The following is a 24,378-nucleotide window of genomic DNA, read 5'->3' on the forward strand; positions in this document are numbered from 1 at the left end:
ATGCGGGGTCGGTGACGAACGGCGCAGGGGTCCGAGGCACTGGGAAATGTCTGCCGGCCGACGACGGGAAGCCGCGACCACGCAGAACCACGATCAGTGTATGCCTCCGGGAGCTGCTCGGGTGTTTCCGGTCGACGACCACGAGGTCGTCCGCCGTCTCGCAGGCACGCTCCGCTGGGCTGGGCCCCGCCGGCCGGGAGCACGGCCACCATCCGAAATGGACAGTAGTCGTCCTTCCCTTCACCTGGTGAGAACATCCGGCGTGGCACGGCGGGTCAGCACGTCGGCCACCGAACGCCGCGCCGTCGTCGCCGTCGGCTGGCCGTAGCCGACGCGCAGCAGCGTGTGGGCCTGCCCGAGCCCGTCGAAGATCCGGTCGAGCGCGTCCCGGGTCTGCGGTGTCTCGAACGGCTGGGACAGGAACGAGGTCGCCAACCCGGCCGCGGTGGCGGCGAGCAGCACGTGCTGCATCGCCATCCCGGCCCGGACCTCGGCGTCCGGCCCGCGGTCCCGGGTGAGGACGGCGGCCAGCACCGGATCCTGCTCGAATTCGCGCGGCGGCAGCGCGGGGTTGGCGTGCGAGGCACGCAGCGACACCGCCCTGGTCCCGTACGGCGGCGGCCCGGTCGCGATCGTCGGCACGCCGTCCGGGGCCCGGGCGTCGTGCCGCAGCCACGACGCGGTCTCGGCCCGGAAGGCGGGATCGTTCTCCTGCAACGCTTCGGCGCGACGCACGAGCGCCGTCACCGTCGAGTAACGCCCGGACGTGTCGAGGTACTCCACCTGCCCGCCTTCCTGGAGCGCGGCGGACTTGAGCGCGACGCGGGTGGCGGGCGGCACCAGCCGCGCCTCGAACGGCCGGCGGTTGGTGTGCCGCCGGAACACGGCCTCGGCGAGATCGCGGTCGGACCGCGTGCTCTTCCGGTTGCCGTCGAGCCGGAGCACCGCGAGCAGATCGGGTTCACCCGGCTCCGGGATCGTCCGGACGACGGTCGCGAGACCGGCCGCCCGCAGGCTGACGACCGCGTTGAACGCGGCCGCGCCACAGGACAACCGCGCTTCCCGGGCGAGCGGATCGGCCACCCCGAGCACCCGCGCGCGGTCCAGCCACACCTGGATCGTCTCGCCGTCGAGGACGAACCGCCACGGCTGGGAGTTGTGCGGTGACGGTGCGCGGACGGCCGAGGCCAGGGCCTGCTCGAACATCATCGGGTGCGGTCGGCTCATCACGGGCTCCGGACGTCAGGGATCGATACCACCCGAGCGTCCCCGACGGCGACCATCCCGCGCGTCGGCCGTTGGTCACCGGAGTCCGGGACCTAAGACCTCCAGGTTCCGTCGACGAGCCGGCAGCCGTGGCTGCCCGTCGCCATGCGGCGGGCCGGCTCCGGAAGGTCCGGAGCCGGCCCGCCCGGCCCGGTCACCAGGGGCGGTCGACCGCCCCGCCCGCGAGGGTGAACGTGATGTACCCGCCCTGGAAGTCGCTGCGGTACACCCCGTTCACCACGTACTCGTCCGTCTTCGGGTAGTGCAGGTAGGAGTTCTCCCACCCGAGCGCCGCCCAGCGCTTGCGGATCTCGCCCTTCACCGCGTGCGCACCCGTGGCCACCGTGTAGTAGATCGAGTGGCCGAGGCTGAAGTGGTTGTACCGGCCGCGGCCGTCCGGCGTGCCGAGCTCGTCGGTCGTCGGGTAGCCGAGGCCACGCTCGTAGTCGAGCGCCGCGAACTTCTTGCGGATCTCCCCGTAGAGGGCGTGCGCACCGGTGTTGACCGTGTAGTAGATCGAACCGATGTTCCCGCCGTTGAGGAAGTGGTTGTACCGGCCAACACCGTCCGGAGTGGACAGTTCGTCGGTCGTCGGGTAGCCGATGCCGCGTTCCCAGCCCAGCGCCTGCCACTTGTCGCGGATCAGGCCCTTGATCAGGTGCGCCCCGGTGGCCGGGGTGGAGTAGATCGAGGACCAGGCCGTGAAGTGGTTGTAGGTGCCGACGCCGTCCGGCGCGACCGTGGTGTCGTTCTCCGGGGCCCCGAGCGCGTTGATGCCCCCGAGCGCGAGGTACTTGGCCAGGATCGGCGCGGTGACGTACTTCGCGCCGGTCGCCGCGCTCCAGTAGAGGTTGCCGTTGGCGTAGGTCCGGTAGTGGACCGTGCCGTCGGTGACCTCGGTGCCGGTCGGTGCGCCGAGCTTCGTCCGCAGCGCCGCGTCGGCGTCGTAACGCTGGTCGATCGGCGTCGCGTAGTTCGCCGTCAGCGTCATGTCACTCGCGCCGACCGTGACGATCCACGTGGTGTCCGCCGGACCGCCCTGCCAGCCGGTGAACTTCGAGACGCCGTCGATGCCCAGCGGAGCGGCTTCGACGTCGAAGCTGGCCCCTTCAGCGACCATCGCCGTGTTGACACCGCCCTCGACGGGGATGCTCAGCGCCGCGGGCTGCGTGCTGACCAAGGTGATCCGGTGCTCGCGGGGCCGCGCCACGTAGGTCTTCGCCGCGGTCACCCCGGCGCTGTCGGTCACCGTCGCGGTGAACTCCTGCCGCGAGTCCGGGTGCTCGGTGAACGGCAGCCCGAAACTCGCTCCCGTCCCACCGGCGCCCGGGTGCGAGTGACACGTCGCCTCGCTCGGGCAGTGGCGCACCGCCGACGTCCACGTGATCGGCAGCGAGCCGTCCTCGGCGTCCGTCGCGGTGCCGCTCAGGCCGACCTGCTGGCCCACCGCGAACGTCGCGGTGTCGCCCGGTGTCGTCACGGTGAGCTGCGGGGTGTGGTTGCCGGGCGCGACCGCGACGGTGGTCGTGCCGGTGGCCCCCAAGGGATCCCGGACCGTGAGCTTCGCGGTGAACGACTCCGTGCCCGCCGCGTAGGCGTGGGTCACCTTCGGACCGGCGTCGGCCGCCGTCGTCCCGTCGCCGAAGTCCCAGTCGTACTTGAGCAGGTCGTTGTCGTAGTCGACCGACGCCGAACCGTCGAAGGAGACCGTCCGGGTGTCCGGATCGGTGGTCGACGACGCGGCCGCCACCGGCGCGGTGTTGCCGGCCGTATAGGTCAGCCGCCGCAGGTTGCCGGACAGGATGTCCGCGAAGACGATGTCGCCGTTGACCGCGGCCGCGAACTTCGTCGGGCCGCCGATGCCGGTGAAGACCGGCGGGTTCTGCGGAGCCTGCGTGAGCTTGCCCTGGTCGTCGTACCGCATCGTCCAGATCTTGTTCGTGACGTAGTCGCCGAAGAAGTAGGACCCGCGGTAGGCGGCCGGATAACTCGATCCATTGTAGACGATGCCACCGGTGACGCTGTTGCCCTGCATCGCGCCGTTGCCGTGCTGGTACTCGAAGATCGGCGGCTGGTTCGCCACGCCGGCGCAGCCCGCGAGACCGCTGTAGCCCGGCGTCGGGTGAGTCCCTTCCCAGCACGGCCAGCCCTGGTTGGCGCCGCGCTGCACGACGTCGACCTCTTCCCAGCTGTTCCAGCCGACGTCACCGGCGACCGGCAGGCCGAGGTTCGGGTCGATGCTGAACCGGAACGGGTTGCGGAACCCGCGCGCGAACACCTTGCTCGCGGTCGAGGCCGGGTTCGCCGCGTCGTAGTACGGGTTCCCCGGCACCCCGTTGCCGTCGGGGGTGAAGTGGAGGATCTTGCCGTAGGGCTGGTTGACGTCCTGGGACCGCAGCGCCCCCGGGTCCACCTTCGCGAAGTCGCCGTTGTCGCCGATGGACATCCAGAGCGTGCCGTCGGCGGCGGCGATGACGCCGTTGATGCCGTGGACGTCGTAGATGCCGGGCACCTCCAGCAGCGACTGCTCGCCGCTCAGCGCGGTGGGCGCGCCCGCGGTGTCCACGGTGACCGTGAACCGCGAAAGGCGCATGACGAAGCCGCTGCCGACGTTGAGCGACCGCGTCAGGTACACGCTGCGCGAGGTCGCGTAGTCCGGCGCGACAGCGACGCCGATCAGGCCGAGGTCGCTGACGGAACGGGTCGGCAGCGTCGCGATCGTCCGGCCCGTCCCGGTCGCGGGCACCCAGCGCACCCGGCCGTCCTTGGCCGTGGCGAGGACGGAGCCGTCGGGCAGGTAGGTGAAGTCGGTCAGCTGGTACTGGCCGAGTCCGGTGTCGGTGTCCCGCAGGACGAAGCCCGACGGCAGGGCCGCCGCGGCCGCCGCCGTGGACATGACGGGCAGTAACGCCCCGGTCAGCACCACCGCCACCAAAGCGTGACGAAGTGCGCGAAGCTTTCTCAAAGCCATTGCGAGTCCCTTCCAGGCAGTCGTCTATCGCCCGAACAAGGACACCGGTTGCACCCGGTCGAGCGAATTGACCTTTTCGTGACCACCTGACCGAAGGGCCCACCAGGATGTATCGCCGGAACCCTCTCGGCTAAGCGGGCGCTTACACTCGACACGACCGGGGTGCGCCGTCTGGTCCGTCACCCGTGGGTGTGGCGTCTGAGAGGATCACCCGATGACGATGTCCCTGTCGGCCGAGCTGTGGCCCGATGTGCAGCCCGAGACCGCTCGACGGCTGATGCTGGCGGGGGTCGAGGCGTTCGCCGAGCGCGGGTACCACGCCACGACGACCCGGGACATCGCCGGCGCCGCCGGGATGAGTCCCGCCGCGCTCTACGTGCACTTCCCGTCGAAGGCCGCGCTGCTGTTCGCGATCAGCCGCTACGGCCACGAGCAGACGCTCGCGCTGGTCGAGAACGTCGTCGCCAAGGTGTCCGACCCGGTCGAGCGGATCCGGCTGATCGTCGAGGACTTCGTCGCCTGGCACGCGCGGCGCCACACCGTGGCCCGGGTCGTGCAGTACGAGCTGCAGGCGCTGCCCGAAGAGGAGTTCAAGGTGGTCGCCGAGCTGCGGCGCGGGATCGAGCGGATCGTGCGCGAGGTGATCACCGAAGGCGCCCGCGTCGGCGCCTTCACCGTGTCGGACCCGCACGTCGCGGCCCGGGCGGTGCTCTCGCTGGGTGTCGACGTCGCCCGCTGGTACAGCGAGCGCGCCCGCCAGACCCCGGCCGCGCTCGGCAAGGAGTACGGCAGCCTGGTGCTGCGGATGCTCGGGGTCTCGGCCTAGCCGTTCAGGTGCTGCTGCCAGTCGCCGGGCAGCCGCTCGGCCGGGCCGGGGATCGGCTGGTCCTCGGGGTGCGAGTCCGGGGCGGTCAGCTCGGGCCCTTCGCTGACCGTTTCGGTCTCGAAGTTCCAGAACCAGGACTCGCCGGGCTCGAAGCTCTGGATGTAGGGGTGCCCGGACGCCTTGAAGTGCGCGGTCGCGTGCTGCGACGGCGAGGTGTCGCAGCAGCCGACGTGCCCGCACTGCGCACACCGGCGCAGGTGCACCCACCACCCACCGGCGGCGTCGCACTCGAGGCAGCCCACCCCCGTTGGCGCGACCGACGGATCGATTCCAGGCACCGAACTCACAGTCACCCTCCGGGGTTGCCGACGACCACTCGTGACGAGCCTACTCGGCACGGCGCCCCTCAGCCGACAGCGCGCGCGAAGCGGTCGGCGATCAGCCGAAGGCGCTCCACCAACCCCTCCGGCGCCTCCTCGACGACGGCGATCGGGCAGCCCGCGGCCCGAAAGCGTCAGGCGGCCAGGCGGCGAGACGAAGGCGAGGCATCGACCTCGCGCGGCACAGCCGAGAGCGGCCACGAACGCCGGCTCGACGTGTTCGCGGCGACCGGCCCGACTCACCGGCCTCGTCTCGTCAGCCGACGGCGCGCGCGAAGCGGTCCGCGATCAGCCGGAGCCGCTCCACCAACCCCTCCGGCGCCTCCTCGACGACGAAGTCGTACCCCCACTGCGCCAGGTGGAACGGCACCACGTCCAGGTTGTTCGCCCCGGTCCGGACGCGGCAGCTGTGGTCGTCGATCGGCTCCACCACGCCGCTCGTGGGCGAGATGCGCGTCGAGACCTCCGACGCCGGGGCGGCAACCCGGACCACCAGCTGGTGCGGGTACGGCGTGGTCGAGATCGAGCGTGACACGTACGCCGCGATGTCCTCGGCCGGCGGCTCGCGCGGGGTGAAGCGGAAGCTCGCCGCCGGCTCGCCGGTGATCCGGTCGACGCGGAAGGTGCGCCAGTCCTGTTTGCCGAGGTCGAAGGCGACCAGGTACCAGCGCCGTCCCGTGTGGACCAGGCGCAGCGGCTCGACCGACCGCTCGGTCTCCGCGCCGGCGCGGTCGCCGTAGCCGAAGCGCAGGCGCTCGTGGTCCCGGCAGGCCGAAGCGATCACGGTGAGCACCCCGGCGTCGACCGTCGGGCCGCTGCCCGGCAGCGAGACCGTGGCCGCCCCCAATGCGCCGACCCGCGGCCGCAGCCGGGCGGGCAGCACCTGCTCCAGCTTCGCCAGCGCGCGCACGGACGTCTCCTCGATGCCGCTGACCGTGCCGTTCGCGGCCGTGCGCAGGCCCACCGCGACCGCGACGGCCTCGTCGTCGTCCAGCAGCAACGGCGGCAGCGCGGCCCCGGCGCCGAGCCGGTAGCCGCCGGCGACCCCCGGCGTCGCGTGCACCGGGTAGCCGAGCGAGCGGAGCCGTTCGATGTCACGGCGGATCGTGCGGACGTCGACGTCCAGGCGCGACGCGAGGTCCGAACCAGGCCAGTCCCGCCGGGCCTGCAGCAGCGAAAGCAGCCTGAGCAGTCGCTCCGAAGTGCCGTACATGACACGCAGTGTGCCAGACATCGAGGACAGTTCCGGTCCTCGATCGGCCGGATGGTGCAGTCGGATGGTCAAACACTTGCCAGGCACGGCTCCGGGCGGTGAGAGTGGCGCATGCCGATCGACCCTGCCGCCCTGCTCGCCGTCGCCCGTGAGGAAGCCGAACTGGGCCGCGACGAGGGCGGCGTGCCGATCGGGGCCGCGTTGTTCGACGCCACCGGCACGCTGCTGGGCCGCGGGCACAACCGGCGCGTGCAGGACGGCGACCCGTCGACGCACGCCGAGACCGCGGCGTTCCGCGACGCCGGCCGCCGCCCCCACTACCGCGACACGATCATGGTCACCACGCTCTCACCGTGCTGGTACTGCTCCGGGCTCGTCCGTCAGTTCGGTATCGGGCGCGTGGTCATCGGCGAAGCCGAAACTTTCCACGGCGGGCACGACTGGCTGGCCGGTCTCGGCGTGGAGATCACCCTGCTCGACGACCCCGCTTGCACCGCGCTGATGACGGAGTTCATCGCCGCGCGCCCGGACCTGTGGTTCGAGGACATCGGGGTCGAAAAGTCCACATAGGACATTGCTTGGATATTTCTGTGCGAGGAGCACGTATGCCGTCATCCGTTCCGCTCGTGGATCTCTCGCCGTGGTTCACGGGCACGTCCGAGGGCCGGGCCGAGGTGGCCGAACAGGTCGACCGGGCCCTGCGGGAGTCCGGCTTCCTGCTGGTCACCGGGCACGGCGTGCCGGACGACCTGCGCGCCGGGGCCCGTGAGCAGGCGCAGCGGTTCTTCGCGCTGCCCGAGGACGTCAAGCAGCGCTACGCCGTCACCGTCGGCGGCCGCGGCTGGCTGCCGCCCGGCGTCGAGGCCAACGGCTACGCCGAGGGCACCGAGACCCCGCCCGACCTGAAGGAGTCCTTCTCGGCGGGCGCCGACCTCGGCGTCGGCGTCGCCGAGATCGACGGGTTCTGGTTCCAGCCCAACGTCTGGCCGGACGAGGTGCCGGGGCTCGCCGAGACGGCCACCGAGTACATGCGCCGGATGCGGGCGCTGTCGGACCACCTGCTGGAGATCTTCGCCGCGGCGCTCGGCCTGGCCGAGAGCCACTTCACGCGGCACACCGCGCACCCGACGTACACGTTCAACATCAACTGGTACCCGCCGATGACCCACGTCGGCGCCCCGGAGCCCGACCAGTTCCGGATCGGCCCGCACACCGACTTCGGCACGGTGACGGTGCTCGACCGCCAGGCGGGCGTCGGCGGCCTGCAGGTCTACACGGCCGACGGCGAGTGGGAGGACGCGCCGTACCACCCGGACGCGTTCACGGTGAACATCGGCGACCTGATGGCCCGCTGGACGGGCGACCGCTGGCGCTCGACCCGCCACCGCGTCCTGCCCCCGGCGCCGACGGCCCCGGACGAGGACCTGGTGTCCCTGGTCTTCTTCTACGAGACCGACCACGACGCGCGGATCACGTCGCTCGCGCCGCCGCTGGGCAAGCGGATCTACCCGGAAGTGATCGCGTCGGACTACCTGAAGGACAAGCTCGACGCGATCACCATGAGCTAGCCGGCCGGCGCGTAGATCAGCTCGAGGACCCCCGACGGGAAGGCCGTGCTCTTCACCAGGCGCAGGTTCAGCGGCGCGTCCAGCTCGGGGAACAGGGCCGCGCCCCGGCCCGTGGCGGCGGGCAGCACCCACAGGCGGTATTCGTCGACGACGCCGAGCTTGATCAGCGAGCGCAGGAACTCGGTGCCGCCGGCGGCGACGAGGTCCTTGCCCGGCTCGGCCTTGAGCTTGGCGATCTCCGCCGCCGTGTCACCGCTCGCGATCCGGGTCTCGGGCCAGTCGTCTGCGGACTCCAGGGTGCGGGAGAACACGACCTTGGGGATCTCGTTCATGGCCTTGGCGGACGGGTGGTCCGAGGTGGGCCAGAACCCGGCCATGGCCTCGTAGGTGACGCGGCCCATCAGGAAGGCACCCGCCTCCCACAGCCCGTCGACGAAGTACTTCTCCTGCTCGGGATCGTCGACGCCCATCATGACGTCCCGGATCCCGTTGTCCGCGTCGGCGCTCTTGCCGTCGATCGAACAGTAGAACCCCAAGATCAGCTTCCGCATCAGGTGCCTCCTCGCGCGTGCTCTTCGTGCGAGACGGTAGGCAGCCCCGACGGGGACGGGTCCCCGCTACGCCGGATCCGCGCAGAACGTCCGGTTGCGCCCCGCGGCCTTCGCGCGCAGCAACGCCGCCTCCGCGGCCCGGAGCGCGTCGGCCAGCGGCTCGTCGGCCGCACAGCCCGCGACGCCGATCGACACCGTCACGCCGACGAACTGCGGGCCGTCGCCCGACGCCTTCAACGCCACCAGCGTCGAGGCGATCCGGAGCCGGATGCGCTCGGCGATCGCCATCGCGTCGAACCGGCCGGTGCCGGGCAGCAGGACCGCGAACTCCTCGCCGCCGGAGCGGCCCACGAGATCCGCGGCGCGGACCTCGTCGCGCAGGGTGTCGGCGACCGCGCGCAAAACGGCGTCGCCGATGCGGGCGCCGTAGCGGTCGTTGAGCTGGCGGAAGTGGTCGAGGTCGAGCAGCAACAGGGCCTGGCCGGGACCGTGCCGGCCGAGGCGCGTGACCTCGGCTTCGGCCGCGCCGCGCCACGACGCGGCGGTCAGCACGCCGGTGCCGGGATCGAGGGTGACGTGCTCGCGGCGGCCGCGGCCCAGGCCGCCGCGGTGCAGCACGACGGTGGCGCCGGCCAGGAACGGCACGAACAGCGGGGCGGCCAGCGCGGCCCAGCCGAACAGGACGCCGAACGCCGTCATCGCGGCGTCGAAGGCGTGCCCCGGAGCGGCGTCGCGGGGCGGGCGGGGGCCGTCGGCGGCGGTCACGAGCGCGGCGTTCACGGCGAGGAACGCCAGCCCGGCGAGGACGAGCAGGGCGACGGTGCGGGCGTCGAGGGTCGCGGCGAGCGGCTTGACCCCGGTCGCGGTGAGGAACGCCCCGGCGACGAGTCCCGCCAGCGCGGTCGACGCGGCGCCGAACACCTGGCGGTACACGGGTCTTCTGCGGACCCGGAACCATTGGTGCAGCGCGGCGAGCACGACCAGCGCGACAGCGAGCCCCGGCCGGAGCACGACCACCCCGGCGAAGACCCACGGCGTGTCGACGCCGGGCCCGAGCAGCGTGTCCTCGCGGTGGCGTTCCACCGGCCGCGACAGCTCCGCGGTGACCAGCATCCCGCCCGCGAGCAGGGCGAACGGCGGCAGCATCGAGGCGAGCGGCGGGAACCGGACGGCGGCGAGGGCCACGGTGGCGACGGCGAGCACGTCCACCACGACGACGAAACAGACCTGGGTCCGGCGGGGCAGGCGCCACAACGCCCAGCGCTGCAGCGGCACGGCGAGCAGGGACCGGCCGGGTCGGCGTCCCCCGCCGGCTGCGACCGTGGAATCCCCCACCATTTCGGCAAACTAGCCGGAATGCCGCGCCCTGTCACTCCGCCTTCAGGGGAATCTCACCTCGCCGCGAATTCCGGGACGCACGGGAGCCGCGCGCGCACGGTGCGTCATATTTCCGACCGAAGAAGGGTTGACACGCCACATTGGTCTAGTCCACTGTGTGGTGGCACAGCGCTCCTCCCGGGATGATCCCGCCGCCTCAAACCGGAGGTGCTCCATCCTTTTTCGTTTGGAGGACCCCATGCTGAACCGTTTGTCGCCGATCCGACCACAGTCACGGCCGAACAGCCTCGCAGCAAAGGTTGCGCGCCGCTCGGGGGGCGGCCTGCTTTTGGCCAGATCGTCGACCCGCATGCGCCGTCTGGTGACCCTCGCAGTCGCCGCCGGAGCCGCGATGGCGACGGCGGTGGGCCTCGCCCCGCAGGCCATGGCCGCGGTCGACCCGGTGCTCGCTTCCCCGTACCTGTACCAGTGGGGCGGCCAGACCAGCCCCACCGCGGCGATGTCCGCGACCGGGGTGAAAGCGTTTACCCTCGCCTTCGTGCTGTCCGACGGGACGTGCAACCCCAAGTGGGACGGCAGCCGTTCGCTGACCGGCTCGGACAAGACGCTGATCACGAACATCCGCAACGCGGGCGGGGACGTCATCCCCTCCTTCGGCGGCTGGTCCGGCACCAAGCTCGGCTCGAAGTGCACGTCGGCTTCGGCGCTGGCGGGCGCGTACCAGAAGGTCATCGACGCCTACGGGCTCAAGGCGATCGACCTGGACATCGAGAACACCGACGAGTTCCAGAACAACACGGTGCAGGACCGCATCCTCAACGCGGTCAAGCTGACCAAGCAGGCCAACCCGAACCTGAAGGTCGTCATCACCATCGGCACCACGACGACCGGCCCCGACAGCTACGGCAAGCGCCTGATCAACCAGGCCAAGGCGATCGGCGCCCCGGTCGACGTCTGGTCGGTCATGCCGTTCGACTTCTCCAGCGGCGGTGACATGGCCGCCATGACGAAGTCCGCGGTCGACGGGCTGAAGAACCAGCTCAAGACGACGTTCGGCTACACCGACGACACGGCGTACCGGCACAGCGGCCTCTCCTCGATGAACGGCAAGACCGACAACGCGGGCGAGACGGTCACGGTCGCCAACTTCACCTCCATCCGCGGTTACGCGACGAGCCACCACCTGGGCCGCTTCACGTTCTGGGCCACCAACCGCGACTGCAGCGGCGGCGGCGAGTGCAGTGGAATCACGCAGGACAAGTACGCGTTCACCAAGATCGTCGCCGGTTACACCGGCTGACACAGCGCCCGTAGTGGGGCAGTCGAGGGCCCTCTCACCGGCATCGGGGTCGATGAGAGGGCCTTCGCGGTTTCTTGGGTTTCCGCTCAGCGGGAAGTGCCGCCGAACTCGGTTCCGCTGAGCGGGAACGAATTTTCGTTCGCGTGCCGCCGGCGGACGCTGCGGCCTCAGCGGGTGTGACCGCCGTGGTGGTCGCCGCCGCCGTAGGTCGAGTAGCCCGGGTTCAGCGTGCTCAAGTCCACTGTGGTTGGTGGTGGCACCGTGGTCGTCGGGGGCGGGATCACCACCGTCGACACAGCAGGCGTCGGCGACGGCGTCGGCGTCCGCTGGGCCTGCATGACCACCGGGGACGGCGTGGTCGTCCGCGTGGGCACCGCGAGCGCGCTCGACGTCGGCGTGCCGGTGGCCGGCTGCAGCTGCGGGAACGGCGTGGTTCCCGGGACGGGGTCGGGCCGCACCACCAGTGCGAGCACCAGCCCGCCCAGCACCACGGTCACCGCCGACGCCAGCGCGATCCGGCTCGCCACGCCGCCCGGCTCGCCGTTCCGCCGGGCCGCCACGCGGGCCGAGCGCGAGCCCGGTTTCCGCGGCCGGACACCCGCCTGCCGGAGCAGTTCGTCGACCGAGACCCGGTCCCGCCGCCTGCGCGCGCTGCGCGTCATGAACGACCTCCACCCCTTCGCTGGTCCCGCTGGATATTAGGAACCGGCGCCGGAATTGTAAACGTGCTGATCGCGGCCCTCTCGTTATCGTTTCGAGACATCCGGAACGCGATTCCGGCCGTAGTCGTCAACAAGGAGTTCAGCGACGCAGCAGCCCCGCCACCCGGCGGGTCACGGGCGTGAACTCGGGCAGCTTCACCAGCGCCAGGAGGCCGAACGGCACCGCGATCCCGAGCAGCCCCTGGATCGGCAGCTTCACCCACGCCGCGGGGATCACGCCGAGCGAGCCCGGCACGGCGTAGCCGGCGAGCACCGCGGCCAGCACCCCGAGCCCGCTCACGCCCAGGGTGATGAGCCCGACCCGCAGCGAGCGGCGGCTGCGCAGGTGCCCGAGCCGCACCCACAGCCAGACCTGGCCGAGCACGGCGCCGACGACGAACCCCGCGCCGTTGACCAGCATGACGCCGTAGACGATGTGCTCACCGTCGAGCAGCCCGCGGCAGAGGAACAGCAGCGGGATCTTCACCGCGGTCATCACGAGCATGATCAGCGTGGGCGTGCGGGCGTCCTTCATCGCGTAGAACACCCGCAGCTGCAGCATCACCAGCGCGTACGGCAGCAGCCCGACCGCGGAGACGGCGAGGGTCTGGCCGAGCCGCTCGGCGTCGTCGAGGGTGCCGCGGCCCCAGGTGAAGATCGCGACGCCGATCGGCGTGCCGACGACGGCCAGCGCGGCGGAGATCGGCACGAAGAGCACCGTGGAGATGCGGGAAGCGAGCGAAAGGTCGCCGACGAGCCGCGCGGTGTCGCCGTCCGCGGCGGCCCGGCTCATCCGCGGCATCAGCGCGGTCAGCAGCGAGACGCCGAGGATGCCGTACGGCAGCTGGAAGAGCAGCGACGCGTAGCTGTAGGCGGTGACGCCGCCGCCGGTGCCGCCGGTCAGCACCCGCGTCGTGACGACGAACCCGACGTGGCTCACCACGACGTACCCGAGGATCCACGCGGCGAGCCCGCCGAACTCCTTCATCCGCGGGTCGAAGCCCCAGCGCCAGCGGAACCGGAAGCCGGTGCGCAGCAACGCCGGGATGAGCACCAGCGCCTGCACGACGATGCCGAGCGTCGTGCCGGAGCCGAGCACGAGCAGCTTCGGGTCGCTCATCCGCACCGGGTTGAGCGTCAGCTCCCCCGGCATCAGCGCGAACACGACCAGCGTGGCGGTGACGACGACGTTGTTCAGCACCGGCGCCCAGGCCGGCGGGCCGAACACGTTCTGGGCGTTGAGGATGGCCGACATCAGCGCGAACAGGCCGTAGAACAGGATCTGCGGCAGCAGCAGGTAGGCCAGCGCGGTGGTGAGCCCGGGGTTGGCCTCCGCTGACGATTTGTCGACGTAGAGCGCGGTGAACAGCGGCGCGATGGCCACCGCGACGGCCGTCCCGACGGTGAGCAGCACCAGCGCCATCGAGAGGAGCCGCTGCGTGTAGGCCCGGCCGCCGTCGGCGTCGTCCTGCGAGCGGACCAGCAGCGGCACCACGACACTGGCCAGCACCCCGCCGAAGAGCAGCTCGAACACGATGTTCGGCAGGGTGTTGGCGACGGTGAAGGCGTCGTTGACGATCCCGGTGCCGACCACGGCGGCGAGCAGCAGCTTGGCGACGAAGCCGGTGATCCGGCTGACGGTCGAGGCGATCGCCATCCGCCCGCTCGAGCGGGCCAGCGAGGCGCCGGCCCCTTCGCTGCGACCGGCCGACACCGGCGACGCGGGTGGCCTCGCGACGATCTGGGTGGCGAACTCGTCGTACGGCCGCCGGGAGACGTCGAGGTCGCGGGTCGGCCAGTGGTGGCCGCGCAAGTCACTGGGGAGGAAGATCGTCGCTTCCTCGTCCCCCGGCTTCGTGGCCGGGGGGTCCTGATCCGCCATGGCACCACACTGCCAGGTCAGGGCCCTGAGCGGGTACGGCGGTGGTCACCGAACGTGCGAGCGAACGGCGCGACGCTCAGTGACGGCGGCTCCGGGGCTCAGGCGGCGAGGGTGATCTCCAGCGCGGCCCGGCCGGCCTCGGTCAGTTCGGCCGCGACGCGCCCGACGGCACCGTCCGCGGCGGGACGCACGTAGCCGCCGTGGGCCAGCGCGTGCGCGGTCATCTGATCGCAACAGGCGAATCCGTCTACGAAGAGGTCCGGTTCGCAGCTGCACGACATCTCAGCACGCCCGGCTGCCACCGCCCTCAGCATCGCCATCGCGCGGTGGGTGAGCTCGACTCCTGAACCGGACACCGGACTGCCTTTCTGCTTCGTGAACCTACTACTACGAGTCATCGTCCATTGGGCCAATTGTGTTAGCTACAGCACTAGGACGTTTACTAGACCTTGGCGGTTCCGGCCAGTCGGCGGAGCGGGCCTCGAGCGCGGTCAACGGGCCGGAAAGTGGCCTGGACCAGTGCGTCAGTGCCGCCAGGTCAGCTCGCGGCTTCAGCCATGCGGAGTTCGAGGGTCTGCGCCCACTCGCGGACGATCTGACGCCGCCGCCGGGTGTCGTCGGTCAGCAGGTTGGCCAGGCCCAGGCCGCGGGCGAGGTCGAGCGTGGCCTGGACCAGCTCGCGCACCCCCGGGCGGGACTCGTCGACGCCCAGCAGCTCGACGGTCACCCGGTGCGCCTCACGGCCGACCCGGGCCTCCAGGGGCACCAGGACGTCCCGGAGCGCCTCGTCGGTCGCCGCGACCGCCCAGAGCTGCAACGCGGCCCGGAACAGCGGCCCGGTGTACAGGTTCAGCACCATCTCGACGACCCGCTCGATGCGCGACGACCCGCTGGGCAGGTCCGCGGCCTGCGCGCGCAGTTCGTCGATCTGGGCCTCGCCCAGGAGGTCCACCGCCGCCGCGACCAGGTCTTCCCGCGTCGGGAAGTGGTGCTGCGCGGCGCCCCGGGAGACGCCCGCGCGTTCGGCGATCACGGCGACCGTGACCCCGTGCCAGCCGCGCTCGCCGAAGCTGTCGAGCGCGGCCTCGATGAGCCGCCGCCGGGTCGTGCGGCTGCGTTCCTGCTGCGGTTCGCGGAGCATCGGCTACGCCGGATCGACCCAGAAGTCGAGCTGGAGGTCGTCCTCGGAGCCCCCGATCCGGTACTTCGCGAAGTCGGTCACCCCTTCGGCGCGCAGGACCTCGTCGTCGAGGAAGAAGTTCCCGGTCGCCTCGCGGCTCGGCTTGGTGAGGATCGCGTACGCGGCGTCGGCCATGATCTCCGGCGTGCGGCTGCGGTCGGCCAGCTCGGCGCCGACGACGTTGCGGATCGCCGCCGTGTCGATCGTCGTGCGCGGCCAGAGCGAGTTGACCGCGACGCCGTCTTCGCGAAGTTCCGCGGCGAGACCGACGGTCACCAGGCTCATCGAGTACTTCGCGATGCTGTAGGCGAGGTGGCCGGCGGTGAACCACTTCTCGTCGAGGCTGATCGGCGGCGACAGCGTCAGGATGTGCGCGTTGGCCGAGGCCCGCAGGTGCGGGATGGCCAGCTTGGACAGCAGGAACGTGCCGCGCGCGTTGATGTCCTGCATCAGGTCGTAGCGCTTCATGCTGACCTGCTCGGTCGGCGTCAGGTCGATCGCGCTGGCGTTGTTCACGACGATGTCGATGCCGCCGAACTGCTCCACGGTCTTCGCCACCGCGGCCGCGACCCCGTCGTCGTCGCGGACGTCGCCGAGGATCGGCAGGGCGTGCCCGCCGGCCTTCTCGATGGCCTCCGCGGCCGTGTAGATCGTGCCGGGCAGCTTCGGGTGCGGTTCGGCGGTCTTGGCGAGCAGCGCGACGTTGGCGCCGTCGGCCGCAGCGCGCACGGCGATCGCCTCGCCGATGCCGCGGCTGCCGCCCGACATGATGATCGTCTTGCCGTCCAATGTGGACATGTCGACCCTCCTAGTAGGACTTGGGCAGGCCGAGGCTGTGCTGGCCGACGAAGTTGAGCACCATCTCGCGGCTGACCGGGGCGATCCGGCCCAGCCGGACGGCGGTGACCAGCGTGCCGAGGCCGTACTCGGTGGCCAGGCCGTTGCCGCCGTGGGTCTGCACGGCCTGGTCGGTGGCGCGGATGGCCACCTCGGCGGCGGCGTACTTGGCCATGTTGGCCGACTCCCCCGCGCCGAAGTCGTCACCGGCGTCGTAGAGCGAAGCGGCCTTCTGGGTCATCAGCTTGGCCAGTTCCAGCTCGATCTTGATCTCCGACAGCGGGTGCGCGAGCCCCTGGTGGGCGCCGATCGGCGTGCCCCAGACCTGCCGCTGGTTGGCGTAGGAGACGGCCTTGGCCAGCGCGTACCGGGCGATGCCGAGGGAGAACGACGCGCCCATGATGCGTTCCGGGTTGAGGCCGGCGAACAGCTGCGCGATCGCCGCGTCCTCCTCGCCGACGAGCGCCTCGGCCGGGAGCTTGACGTCGTCGAGGAACAGCGAGAACTGGTTCTCCGGCGCGACGATGTCCATCGGGATCACGGTGTACTCGAACCCGGCGGTGCCCGTCGGCAGGATGAACAGCGCGGGCTTGAGGCGGCCGGTCTTCGAGTCCTCCATCCGGCCGACGACGAGCACCGCGTCCGCCTCGTCGACGCCGGAGATGTAGACCTTGCGTCCACTGAGGACCCAGCCGTCGCCGTCGCGCTTGGCGGTGGTGGTGATCTTGTGCGAGTTCGACCCGGCGTCCGGCTCGGTGATGGCGAAGACCATCCGCTTGCTGCCGTCGGCGATGCCGGGCAGCCACTGCTTCTTCTGCTCTTCGGTGCCGAAGCGGGAGATCACGGTGCCGCAGATCGCCGGCGAGACGACCATGAGCAGCAACGGCGAGCCCGCGGCGGCCAGCTCTTCGAGCACTGCGGCGAGGTCGGCGATGCCCGCGCCCCCGCCGCCGTACTCCTCGGGGATGTTGACGCCGAGGTAGCCCAGCCGGCCGGCCTCGTCCCACAGCTCGTGGGTCTTCTCGCCGGCGCGGGCCTTCTTGGCGTAGTACTCGTGGCCGTACTTGGTGCCCAGCTCGGCGACGGCCTTCCGGAGCGCGATCCGCTCTTCGGGCTCGATGAAGTTCATCGCGTTCATGCTTGTTCTCCCACCACAGCTTCTCCGACCACAGCCAGAATTGTGCCGACTTCGACCTGCTGCCCGACGGTCACCGGCAGCTCCGTCACCACGCCGTCCGCGGGCGCCGCGATCCGGTGTTCCATCTTCATCGCTTCGAGCCAGAGCAGCGGATCGCCCGCCTTGACCGGGTCCCCGGCCTGCACGGCGAGCCGGACGACGGTGCCCGGCATCGGCGCGACCAGTGAGCCCGCGGCCAGCGCCGCGTCCGGGTCGGCGAACCGCGGCGCCGCCACCAGCGCGACGGAACCGAGCGCGGAGTCCACATAGGACACGCCGTCGTGCCGGGCGACGTCGAAGGTGCGCCGCACGCCGGCGACGTCCAGGACGACCCGGCCGGGCTCGGCGTCGACCAGCACCGCGTTGTACCCCTCGGCCCGCAGCCCGTCCCGGCCGAGCGTGTAGACGACCTCGTACTCGTGGTCGCCGACCGAGAAGACCTTGCGCTGCCCGGCGGACCGGACGTTGCGCCAGCCACTCGGCAGCCGCCCCTGTGTCGTCGCCGACGCCCGGTTCGTCGCGGCTTCCGCCAGCGCGGCGGCCAACGCGGACAGGCGCTCGGTGTCCACAGTGGCCAGTGGCGCGGCGATCGTGTCGAGGCCGTGCCGGTCGAAGAACGCCGTGTCGGTCTCCCCGGCCAGGAAGGCGTCGTGGCGCAGGATGTTGACGAGCAGGTCGCGGTTGGTGACGACGCCGTGGATCTTCGCCGCCGCCAGGGCCTTGGCGAGCCGTCGCGCGGCCTCGGCGCGGGTCGGCGCCCAGGTGATCACCTTGGCCAGCATCGGGTCGTAGTGGACGCCGACGACCGAGCCGCTGACGAATCCGGAGTCCAGCCGCAGCCCCGGTCCGTGGGTGAAGGAACGGTCCACATCGGGCACGTCGAAGGTGTGCAGCGTGCCGCTCTGCGGCTGCCAGTTCTCAGCCGGGTCCTCGGCGTAGAGCCGGACCTCGATGGAGTGCCCGACGGTCGGCGGCGGGTCGGCGGCCAGCCGTTCGCCGTCGGCGACGCGCAGCTGCAGGGCCACCAGATCGAGACCGGTCACGTTCTCGGTGACCGGGTGCTCGACCTGCAGCCGGGTGTTCATCTCCAGGAAGTAGAAGCGTCCGTCCGGCCCGGCGAGGAATTCGACGGTGCCCGCGCCGACGTAGTCGATCGCCTGGGCCGCCTTGCGCGCGGCGTCGAACAGCTCCGCACGCATGGCGTCGTCGACGAACGGCGACGGCGCTTCCTCGACGACCTTCTGGTGCCGGCGCTGGATGGAGCACTCCCGCTCCCCCACCGCCCACACCGTGCCGTGCCGATCGGCCAGCACCTGGACTTCGATGTGCCGCCCGGTCTCCAGGTACCGCTCGCAGAACACGGTCGCGTCACCGAACGCGGACGCGGCCTCCGCGCTCGCGCCTTCCACCGCCTCGGCCAGCTCGTCGAGGGAGCGGACCACGCGCATCCCGCGGCCACCACCCCCGGCGGACGCCTTGACCAGCAACGGAAGATCCGCGTCGGTCACCGAAGCCGGGTCCAGTTCGGACAGCACGGGCACGCCCGCGGCGGCCATCAGCCGCTTCGACTCCACTTTGGAGCCCATGGTCTCGATGGCCTCCGGCGGCGGCCCGACCCAGGTCAGCCCGGCGTCGAGGACGGCGCGAGCGAACGCGGCGTTCTCGGACAGGAAGCCGTAACCGGGGTGCACGGCGTCGGCGCCGGTGTCCGCGGCGGCCTTGACCAGCAGCTCGGCGCGCAGGTACGTCTCGGACGGCGCGTTGCCGGGCAGTCGGACGGCCGCGTCGGCTTCGAGGGTGTGGGGCGCGGCGGCATCGGCGTCGGAGAACACGGCGACCGTGCCGATCCCGGCGTCGCGACAGCTACGGAAGACGCGGCGGGCGATCTCGCCGCGGTTGGCGACCAGCAGGTTCTGGATCATCGCTCACTCACATCCGGAAGACGCCGAAGCCTTCGGCGCCCTTCACTGGTCCATTGTGGATCGCGGACAGGCTCAGCCCCAGCACGGTGCGGGTGTCGCGCGGGTCGATGATGCCGTCGTCGTAGAGCATGCCGGAGAGGAACATCGGCATCGACTCGGCTTCGATCTGGCCTTCCACCATGGCGCGCATGGCCTTGTCGTTTTCCTCGCTGTACACCTGGCCACGCGCCTCGGTGGCCGCGCGGGCCACGATCGACAGCACGCCGGCCAGCTGCGCCGGGCCCATCACCGCGGACTTCGCGCTCGGCCAGGCGAACAGGAAGCGGGGATCGTAGGCCCGGCCGCACATCCCGTAGTGCCCGGCGCCGTAGGACGCTCCCATGAGGACGGACAGGTGCGGCACCTTCGAGTTCGACACGGCGTTGATCATCATCGCGCCGTGCTTGATGATGCCGCTCTGCTCGTACTCCTTGCCGACCATGTAGCCGGTGGTGTTGTGCAGGAAGACCAGCGGCGTGTGGATCTGGTTGGCCAGCTGGATGAACTGCGCGGCCTTCTGCGATTCTTCGCCGAACAGCACGCCCTGCGCGTTGGCCAGCACGCCGACCGGGTAGCCGTGGATGTTCGCCCAGCCCGTCACCAGGCTCGGCCCGTAGAGCGGCTTGAACTCGTCGAAGTCGGAGCCGTCGACGACGCGGGCGATCACCTCGCGCGGGTCGAACGGCACCTTGAGGTCGGCCGGCACGATGCCGAGCAGGTCGTCGACGTCGTACACCGGCTCCGCGTACTCCGGCTTCGGCGTCGGCCCCTGCTTGGTCCAGTTGAGCCGCTTGACGATGCTGCGGCCCAGGCGGATCGCGTCCTGCTCGTCGACGGCCAGGTAGTCGGCCAGGCCCGAGGTCCGCGCGTGCATCTCGGCGCCGCCGAGCGACTCGTCGTCGGACTCCTCACCGGTGGCCATCTTGACCAGCGGCGGGCCGCCGAGGAACACCTTCGCGCGTTCCTTGACCATCACGACGTAGTCCGACATGCCCGGCAGGTACGCGCCGCCGGCGGTCGAGTTGCCGAACACCAGCGCGACCGTCGGGCAGCCCGCGGCCGAGGCGCGCGTGATGTCGCGGAAGATCCGGCCGCCGGGGATGAAGATCTCCTTCTGCGTCGGCAGGTCCGCGCCGCCGGACTCGACGAGGTTGATCGTCGGCAGCCGGTTCTGCGCGGCGATGTCCGCCGCCCGGTAGGACTTCTTGGCCGTCCACGGGTTGCTCGCACCGCCCTTGACCGTCGGGTCGCTGGCCGAGACCAGGCACTCGACGCCTTCGACGACACCGATCCCGGTGACGAGACTCGCGCCGACGCGGTAGTCGCTGCCCCACGCGGCCAGCGGCGAGAGCTCCAGGAACGACGAGTCCTCGTCGAGCAGCAGCTCGACGCGCTCGCGGGCGAGCAGCTTGCCGCGCTTGCGGTGCCGCTCGACGTACTTCTCGCCGCCGCCGGCCACGGCCTTGGCCTGCTCGGTGTCGATCTCGGCGAGCTTCTCCAGCATCGCCTCGCGGTTGGCGCCGAACTCGGCGGCCCGCGTGTCCACTGTGGACCTCAGGGTGGTCATGAGGTGTATCCCAATCGCTTCGCGGCCAAGCCGGTGAGGATCTCGTTGGTACCGCCGCCGATGCCGAGGATCCGGACGTCGCGGTAGTGCCGCTCCACCTCGGCCTCGCGCATGTAGCCGAGCCCGCCGTGCAGCTGGACGGCCTCGTTGACCACCCATTCGGCGGCCTCGACGGCGGTGTTCTTGGCGAAACAGGCTTCGGCGATGACCTCTTCGCCCGACACGTGCCGGATCGCGGTCTGCCGGGCGTAGGTGCGCGCGACGTCGGTCTTGCGCGCCATCTCGGTCAGCTTGTGCTGCACGAGCTGCCGCGAGATCAGCGGCCGGCCGAACGTCTCGCGCAGCCGGCACCAGTCGAGCGTCAGGTCGAGCGCGCGCTGCGCGTGCGCATACGCCTGCACCGCAAGAGAAAGCCGCTCGGTGACGAACTGGGTGGCCACCTGGGCGAACCCGCTGTTCTCGGCGCCGACGAGGTTCTCGACCGGCACCCGGACGTCCACGTAGGACAGTTCGGCGGTGTCGGAGCAGAGCCAGCCCATCTTCTCGAGCTTGCGCGAGACGGTGAAGCCGGGCGTCCCGCGTTCGACGACGATCAGCGACAGCCCGTGGGCACCTTCGCCGCCGGTGCGCACGACGGTCGTCACGAAGTCGGCGCGGCAGCCGGAGGTGATGTAGGTCTTGGCGCCGTTGATGACGTACTCGTCGCCCTCGCGGACGGCGGTGGTCCGGATCCCGGCGACGTCGGAGCCGCCGTCCGGCTCGGTGACGGCCAGCGAGCCGATCTTGTCCCCGGCCAGCGTCGGCCGCACCCAGCGCTCGATCTGCACCGGGTCGTTCGCCTCGGCGATGTGCGGGACGGCGATGCCGCAGGTGAACAGCGACGCGAACAGCCCGCCGGACCCGCCGGCGTAGTGCATCTCCTCGGCGACGACGAGCGCGTCGAGGTAGTTGCCGTCCCCGCCGCCGATCTCCTCGGGGAACGCGACGCCGAGCAGGCCCAGGTCGCCGGCCGTGCGGTGCAGGTCGCGCGGCAGCTCGCCGGCGCGCTCCCAGTCGTCGAGGTGCGGCAGGACCTCCTGCTCGACGAACCGGCGCACGGTCTTGCGCAGCTCGGCCCGCTCGGGCGTCCGGAACGGATCGGTCACAGGAGCACCTCGGGGACGTCGATTTCACGAGACCGCAACCACTCACCGAAGGCCTTCGCCTGCGGGTCGAACCGGGCCTGCGAGGCGACGCCCTGCCCGAGGATGCCTTCGACGACGAAGTTCATCGCCCGCAGGTTCGGCAGCAGGTGGCGCGTCACCGGCAGGTCGGCGGTCTCGGGCAGCAGCAGCTTGAACTCGGCGACGGTCAGCCGGTGCACCAGCCACCGCCAGGCGTCGTCGGACCGCACCCAGACGCCGAGGTTGGCGTTGCCGCCCTTGTCGCCGCTGCGCGCGCCGATGACGCTGCCGAGCGGCGCCCGCCGCACCGGCCCGTGGTCGAGCGGCTCGGGCAGCTCCGGCTCGTCCACATCGGACAGCTCCACAGTGGACGTCGAAGGCGCGATGTCGACCCGCATCCCGTCCGGCAGCACGGCGACGTGCGGCACCTTCCCGGCGTCCACGTAGGCCGCCGTGTAGACGCCGTACGGCGAAGCGTCCGACGGCGGGGCCGTGACGTGGAAACCGGGGTAGCTGGCCAGCGCGAGTTCGACCGCGGCGCTCGTGAACGCGCGGCCGGCGACCTTCGGATCCGCGTCCTTGACGGCGACGTGCAGCAACGCGCTCGCGGTCTGCTCGGTGTCGGCGTCGACGTGGTCGGTCCGCGCCAGCGTCCACTTGACGTCGGCGGGCGGCCGGTCCTTCAGCGCGCCTTCGAGCTGTTCCTTCACCAACGCGGCTTTCGCGTCGATGTCGAGTCCGGTGAGGACGAACGTCGTCTCGTTGCGGAACCCGCCGAGGGTGTTGAGCGCGACCTTCAGCGTCGGCGGCGGCGCCTCGCCGCGCACGCCGGAGACGCGCACGCGGTCGGGTCCGTCCTGGCTCACCGAGAGCGTGTCGAACCGCGTGGTGACGTCCGGGCCGGCGTAGCGGGCGCCGGTGATCTCGTAGAGCAGCTGGGCGGTGACCGTGCCGGTGGTCACCACGCCGCCGGTGCCCGGGTGCTTGGTGATCACGCTGGAGCCGTCGGCCTCGATCTCGGCGATCGGGAAGCCCGGCAGGCCGAGGGCGTGCTCGGTGAAGAAGGCGTAGTTGCCGCCGGTGGCCTGAGCGCCGCACTCGATGACGTGCCCGGCGGCGACGGCGCCGGCGAGCGCGTCGTAGTCGTCACGGGCCCAGCCGAAGTGCGCGGCGGCCGGCCCGACGATCACCGAGGCGTCGGTGACGCGCCCGGTGACGACGACGTCGGCGCCCGCGTTCAGGCACTCCGCGATGCCCCACGCGCCGAGATAAGCGTTGGCGGTCAGGGGTTTCCCGAGATCCAGCTCGTCGGCGCGGGCGACCAGGTCGTCGCCTTCGACGTGCGCGATCTTGACGTCGACGCCGAGCTTGTCGGCCAGCTCGCGCAGCGCACCGGCCAGCCCGGCGGGGTTGAGCCCGCCCGCGTTGGCGACGATCTTGACACCGTTTTCCTTCGCCAGTTCGAGGTTCTCCTCCATCTGGCGGAGGAACGTCTTGGCGTACCCGCGGTTCGCGTCCTTCAGCCGGTCGCGGCCGAGGATGAGCATGGTCAGCTCGGCGAGGTAGTCGCCGGTCAGGACGTCCAACGGGCCGCCGGTGAGCATCTCGCGCACGGCGGAGAAGCGGTCGCCGTAGAACCCGGACGCGTTGCCGATCCTCAAGGCCGACTCTGTCATTGCCGCCTCCGGGGGAAAGAGTCCGTCGGCGGGGCGAACTGCCCCGCTTCCCTACCGGACCCCGGAGGCCCGGCGAAGGCCTGCGCGACGGTCAGCCACTCCTCGACGTCGGGGCCCTGCGCCACGAGGTCGGTGTCGGCCGGGTGCCGCCGCTGGGTGACGACCAGGCAGAAGTCCACGGCGCTGCCGGTGAGCCGCTGCTCGGCGTCCTCGGGCCCGAACGTCCAGGTGGTGCCGTCCGGCGCGGCCAGTTCGACCCGGAACTCCTCGGCCGGCGGGGCGAGCGAGTTGAGCAGGTAGGCGAAGTCGCGGGTCCGCGTGCCGAAGCGGGCGATGTGCCAGAGCCGCGCGGTGGGCTCGCGGCGCAGGCCGAGCGCGTCGTAGACGTCCTGGCCGTGGGCCCAGGTCTCCATCAGCCGCGCGGTCACCATCGACGCCGCGCTCATCGGCGGGCCGTACCAGGGCAGCTTCTGCCCGTCCGGCACCGCGGCGAGGGCCTCGGCCAGCCGCGCCCGCCCGGCGCGCCAGCGGTCGAGCAGCTCCCCGGGCGACAGGTCGGCGCCTTCGGCCGCGGCTTCGTCGACGTAGTGCTCGCCGACGGTGAGCAGGCTTTCGACCTCGGCCTGCCAGTCCTCCGGATGGGCCGTGGCGATCAAGGCCTTCCCGTCGGTCCAGGTCAGGTGCGCGATCTGGTGCGCGACGGTCCACCCCTCGGCGGGCGTCGCGCGCGCCCAGTCGGACGCGGGCAGGTCCGCCACCACGTCGTCGAGTGTCCGTGATTCCGCGTCGAGATCCCCGAGGATCACGCCGAGGTCCGCCAT

The 24,378-nt window shown here is 71.3% G+C and carries 21 protein-coding genes; 4 read left to right on the plus strand and 17 right to left on the minus strand.

Annotated features, from left to right (window positions below):
* Positions 1 to 240: 240 nt before the first annotated feature.
* Together OHS58_RS21720 and OHS58_RS21725 are read right to left on the minus strand one after the other, a co-directional pair.
* Positions 241 to 1,227 carry an Acg family FMN-binding oxidoreductase gene (locus tag OHS58_RS21720; RefSeq protein ID WP_328649634.1) on the minus strand — a complete coding sequence of 329 codons (987 nt, stop codon included), beginning with the start codon at positions 1,225 to 1,227 and terminating at the stop codon, positions 241 to 243.
* A gap of 193 nt (positions 1,228 to 1,420) precedes the next feature.
* Positions 1,421 to 4,237, minus strand: a complete 2,817-nt coding sequence (locus OHS58_RS21725) for a PQQ-dependent sugar dehydrogenase (protein ID WP_328649635.1) — start codon at positions 4,235 to 4,237, stop codon at positions 1,421 to 1,423.
* A gap of 214 nt (positions 4,238 to 4,451) precedes the next feature.
* On the opposite strand from OHS58_RS21725, the gene OHS58_RS21730 reads away from it, so the two are divergent.
* Positions 4,452 to 5,063: a TetR/AcrR family transcriptional regulator gene (locus OHS58_RS21730; protein WP_326954632.1), complete on the plus strand. Its 612-nt coding sequence runs from the start codon at positions 4,452 to 4,454 to the stop codon at positions 5,061 to 5,063.
* Here OHS58_RS21730 and OHS58_RS21735 read toward each other — a convergent pair.
* Positions 5,060 to 5,401, minus strand: coding sequence for a UBP-type zinc finger domain-containing protein (locus OHS58_RS21735; RefSeq protein ID WP_328649636.1), 342 nt, complete (start codon positions 5,399 to 5,401; stop codon positions 5,060 to 5,062). The genes OHS58_RS21730 and OHS58_RS21735 overlap by 4 nt on opposite strands.
* A gap of 298 nt (positions 5,402 to 5,699) precedes the next feature.
* The gene (locus OHS58_RS21740; RefSeq protein ID WP_328649637.1) at positions 5,700 to 6,656 is read right to left on the minus strand and encodes a helix-turn-helix transcriptional regulator; all 957 of its coding nucleotides are present in this window, start codon (positions 6,654 to 6,656) and stop codon (positions 5,700 to 5,702) included.
* A gap of 111 nt (positions 6,657 to 6,767) precedes the next feature.
* On the opposite strand from OHS58_RS21740, the gene OHS58_RS21745 reads away from it, so the two are divergent.
* Together OHS58_RS21745 and OHS58_RS21750 are read left to right on the plus strand one after the other, a co-directional pair.
* Complete coding sequence (locus tag OHS58_RS21745; protein ID WP_247049268.1) at positions 6,768 to 7,226, plus strand: nucleoside deaminase; 459 nt, start codon at positions 6,768 to 6,770, stop codon at positions 7,224 to 7,226.
* A 35-nt stretch (positions 7,227 to 7,261) separates the two neighbouring features.
* Positions 7,262 to 8,224, plus strand: a complete 963-nt coding sequence (locus OHS58_RS21750) for an isopenicillin N synthase family dioxygenase (protein ID WP_247049267.1) — start codon at positions 7,262 to 7,264, stop codon at positions 8,222 to 8,224.
* Here OHS58_RS21750 and OHS58_RS21755 read toward each other — a convergent pair.
* Together OHS58_RS21755 and OHS58_RS21760 are read right to left on the minus strand one after the other, a co-directional pair.
* Entirely contained in the window at positions 8,221 to 8,775 is a 555-nt protein-coding gene (locus OHS58_RS21755; protein ID WP_328649638.1) for a dihydrofolate reductase family protein, read from the minus strand. The genes OHS58_RS21750 and OHS58_RS21755 overlap by 4 nt on opposite strands.
* A gap of 66 nt (positions 8,776 to 8,841) precedes the next feature.
* On the minus strand, positions 8,842 to 10,113 hold the full coding sequence (locus OHS58_RS21760; RefSeq protein WP_328649639.1) for a GGDEF domain-containing protein: 1,272 nt from the start codon (positions 10,111 to 10,113) through the stop codon (positions 8,842 to 8,844).
* Positions 10,114 to 10,462: 349 nt separating this feature from the next.
* On the opposite strand from OHS58_RS21760, the gene OHS58_RS21765 reads away from it, so the two are divergent.
* Complete coding sequence (locus tag OHS58_RS21765; protein WP_328649640.1) at positions 10,463 to 11,413, plus strand: chitinase; 951 nt, start codon at positions 10,463 to 10,465, stop codon at positions 11,411 to 11,413.
* Between the two features lie 167 nt (positions 11,414 to 11,580).
* Here the strand turns inward: OHS58_RS21765 and OHS58_RS21770 are convergent, their stop codons facing one another.
* The 11 genes from OHS58_RS21770 to OHS58_RS21820 form a co-directional block, all read right to left on the minus strand.
* Complete coding sequence (locus tag OHS58_RS21770) at positions 11,581 to 12,075, minus strand: hypothetical protein (RefSeq protein ID WP_328649641.1); 495 nt, start codon at positions 12,073 to 12,075, stop codon at positions 11,581 to 11,583.
* Positions 12,076 to 12,214: 139 nt separating this feature from the next.
* A complete protein-coding gene (gene murJ, locus OHS58_RS21775; protein ID WP_328649642.1) occupies positions 12,215 to 13,996 on the minus strand; it encodes a murein biosynthesis integral membrane protein MurJ in 1,782 nt (593 codons plus the stop codon).
* A gap of 98 nt (positions 13,997 to 14,094) precedes the next feature.
* A complete protein-coding gene (locus tag OHS58_RS21780) occupies positions 14,095 to 14,352 on the minus strand; it encodes a hypothetical protein (RefSeq protein WP_326947938.1) in 258 nt (85 codons plus the stop codon).
* Between the two features lie 182 nt (positions 14,353 to 14,534).
* The gene (locus OHS58_RS21785) at positions 14,535 to 15,137 is read right to left on the minus strand and encodes a TetR/AcrR family transcriptional regulator (protein WP_247049261.1); all 603 of its coding nucleotides are present in this window, start codon (positions 15,135 to 15,137) and stop codon (positions 14,535 to 14,537) included.
* A gap of 3 nt (positions 15,138 to 15,140) precedes the next feature.
* Positions 15,141 to 15,974, minus strand: a complete 834-nt coding sequence (locus OHS58_RS21790; RefSeq protein ID WP_328649643.1) for an SDR family oxidoreductase — start codon at positions 15,972 to 15,974, stop codon at positions 15,141 to 15,143.
* 10 nt (positions 15,975 to 15,984) lie between these two features.
* Positions 15,985 to 17,151 carry an acyl-CoA dehydrogenase family protein gene (locus OHS58_RS21795; RefSeq protein WP_326947936.1) on the minus strand — a complete coding sequence of 389 codons (1,167 nt, stop codon included), beginning with the start codon at positions 17,149 to 17,151 and terminating at the stop codon, positions 15,985 to 15,987.
* The gene (locus tag OHS58_RS21800) at positions 17,148 to 19,112 is read right to left on the minus strand and encodes an acetyl/propionyl/methylcrotonyl-CoA carboxylase subunit alpha (RefSeq protein ID WP_328649644.1); all 1,965 of its coding nucleotides are present in this window, start codon (positions 19,110 to 19,112) and stop codon (positions 17,148 to 17,150) included. Before OHS58_RS21800 ends, OHS58_RS21795 begins: the two co-directional genes overlap by 4 nt.
* Positions 19,113 to 19,119: 7 nt before the next feature.
* Positions 19,120 to 20,718 (minus strand): acyl-CoA carboxylase subunit beta, encoded by a 1,599-nt coding sequence (locus OHS58_RS21805; protein ID WP_328649645.1) that lies wholly within the window; start codon positions 20,716 to 20,718, stop codon positions 19,120 to 19,122.
* Positions 20,715 to 21,863 (minus strand): acyl-CoA dehydrogenase family protein, encoded by a 1,149-nt coding sequence (locus tag OHS58_RS21810; protein ID WP_247049256.1) that lies wholly within the window; start codon positions 21,861 to 21,863, stop codon positions 20,715 to 20,717. Before OHS58_RS21810 ends, OHS58_RS21805 begins: the two co-directional genes overlap by 4 nt.
* Positions 21,860 to 23,557 carry an acyclic terpene utilization AtuA family protein gene (locus OHS58_RS21815; RefSeq protein ID WP_328649646.1) on the minus strand — a complete coding sequence of 566 codons (1,698 nt, stop codon included), beginning with the start codon at positions 23,555 to 23,557 and terminating at the stop codon, positions 21,860 to 21,862. Before OHS58_RS21815 ends, OHS58_RS21810 begins: the two co-directional genes overlap by 4 nt.
* Complete coding sequence (locus OHS58_RS21820; RefSeq protein ID WP_326954644.1) at positions 23,554 to 24,378, minus strand: TIGR03084 family metal-binding protein; 825 nt, start codon at positions 24,376 to 24,378, stop codon at positions 23,554 to 23,556. Before OHS58_RS21820 ends, OHS58_RS21815 begins: the two co-directional genes overlap by 4 nt.

It is taken from the genome of Amycolatopsis sp. NBC_00348, from assembly GCF_036114655.1.
Taxonomy (GTDB): Bacteria; Actinomycetota; Actinomycetes; order Mycobacteriales; family Pseudonocardiaceae; genus Amycolatopsis.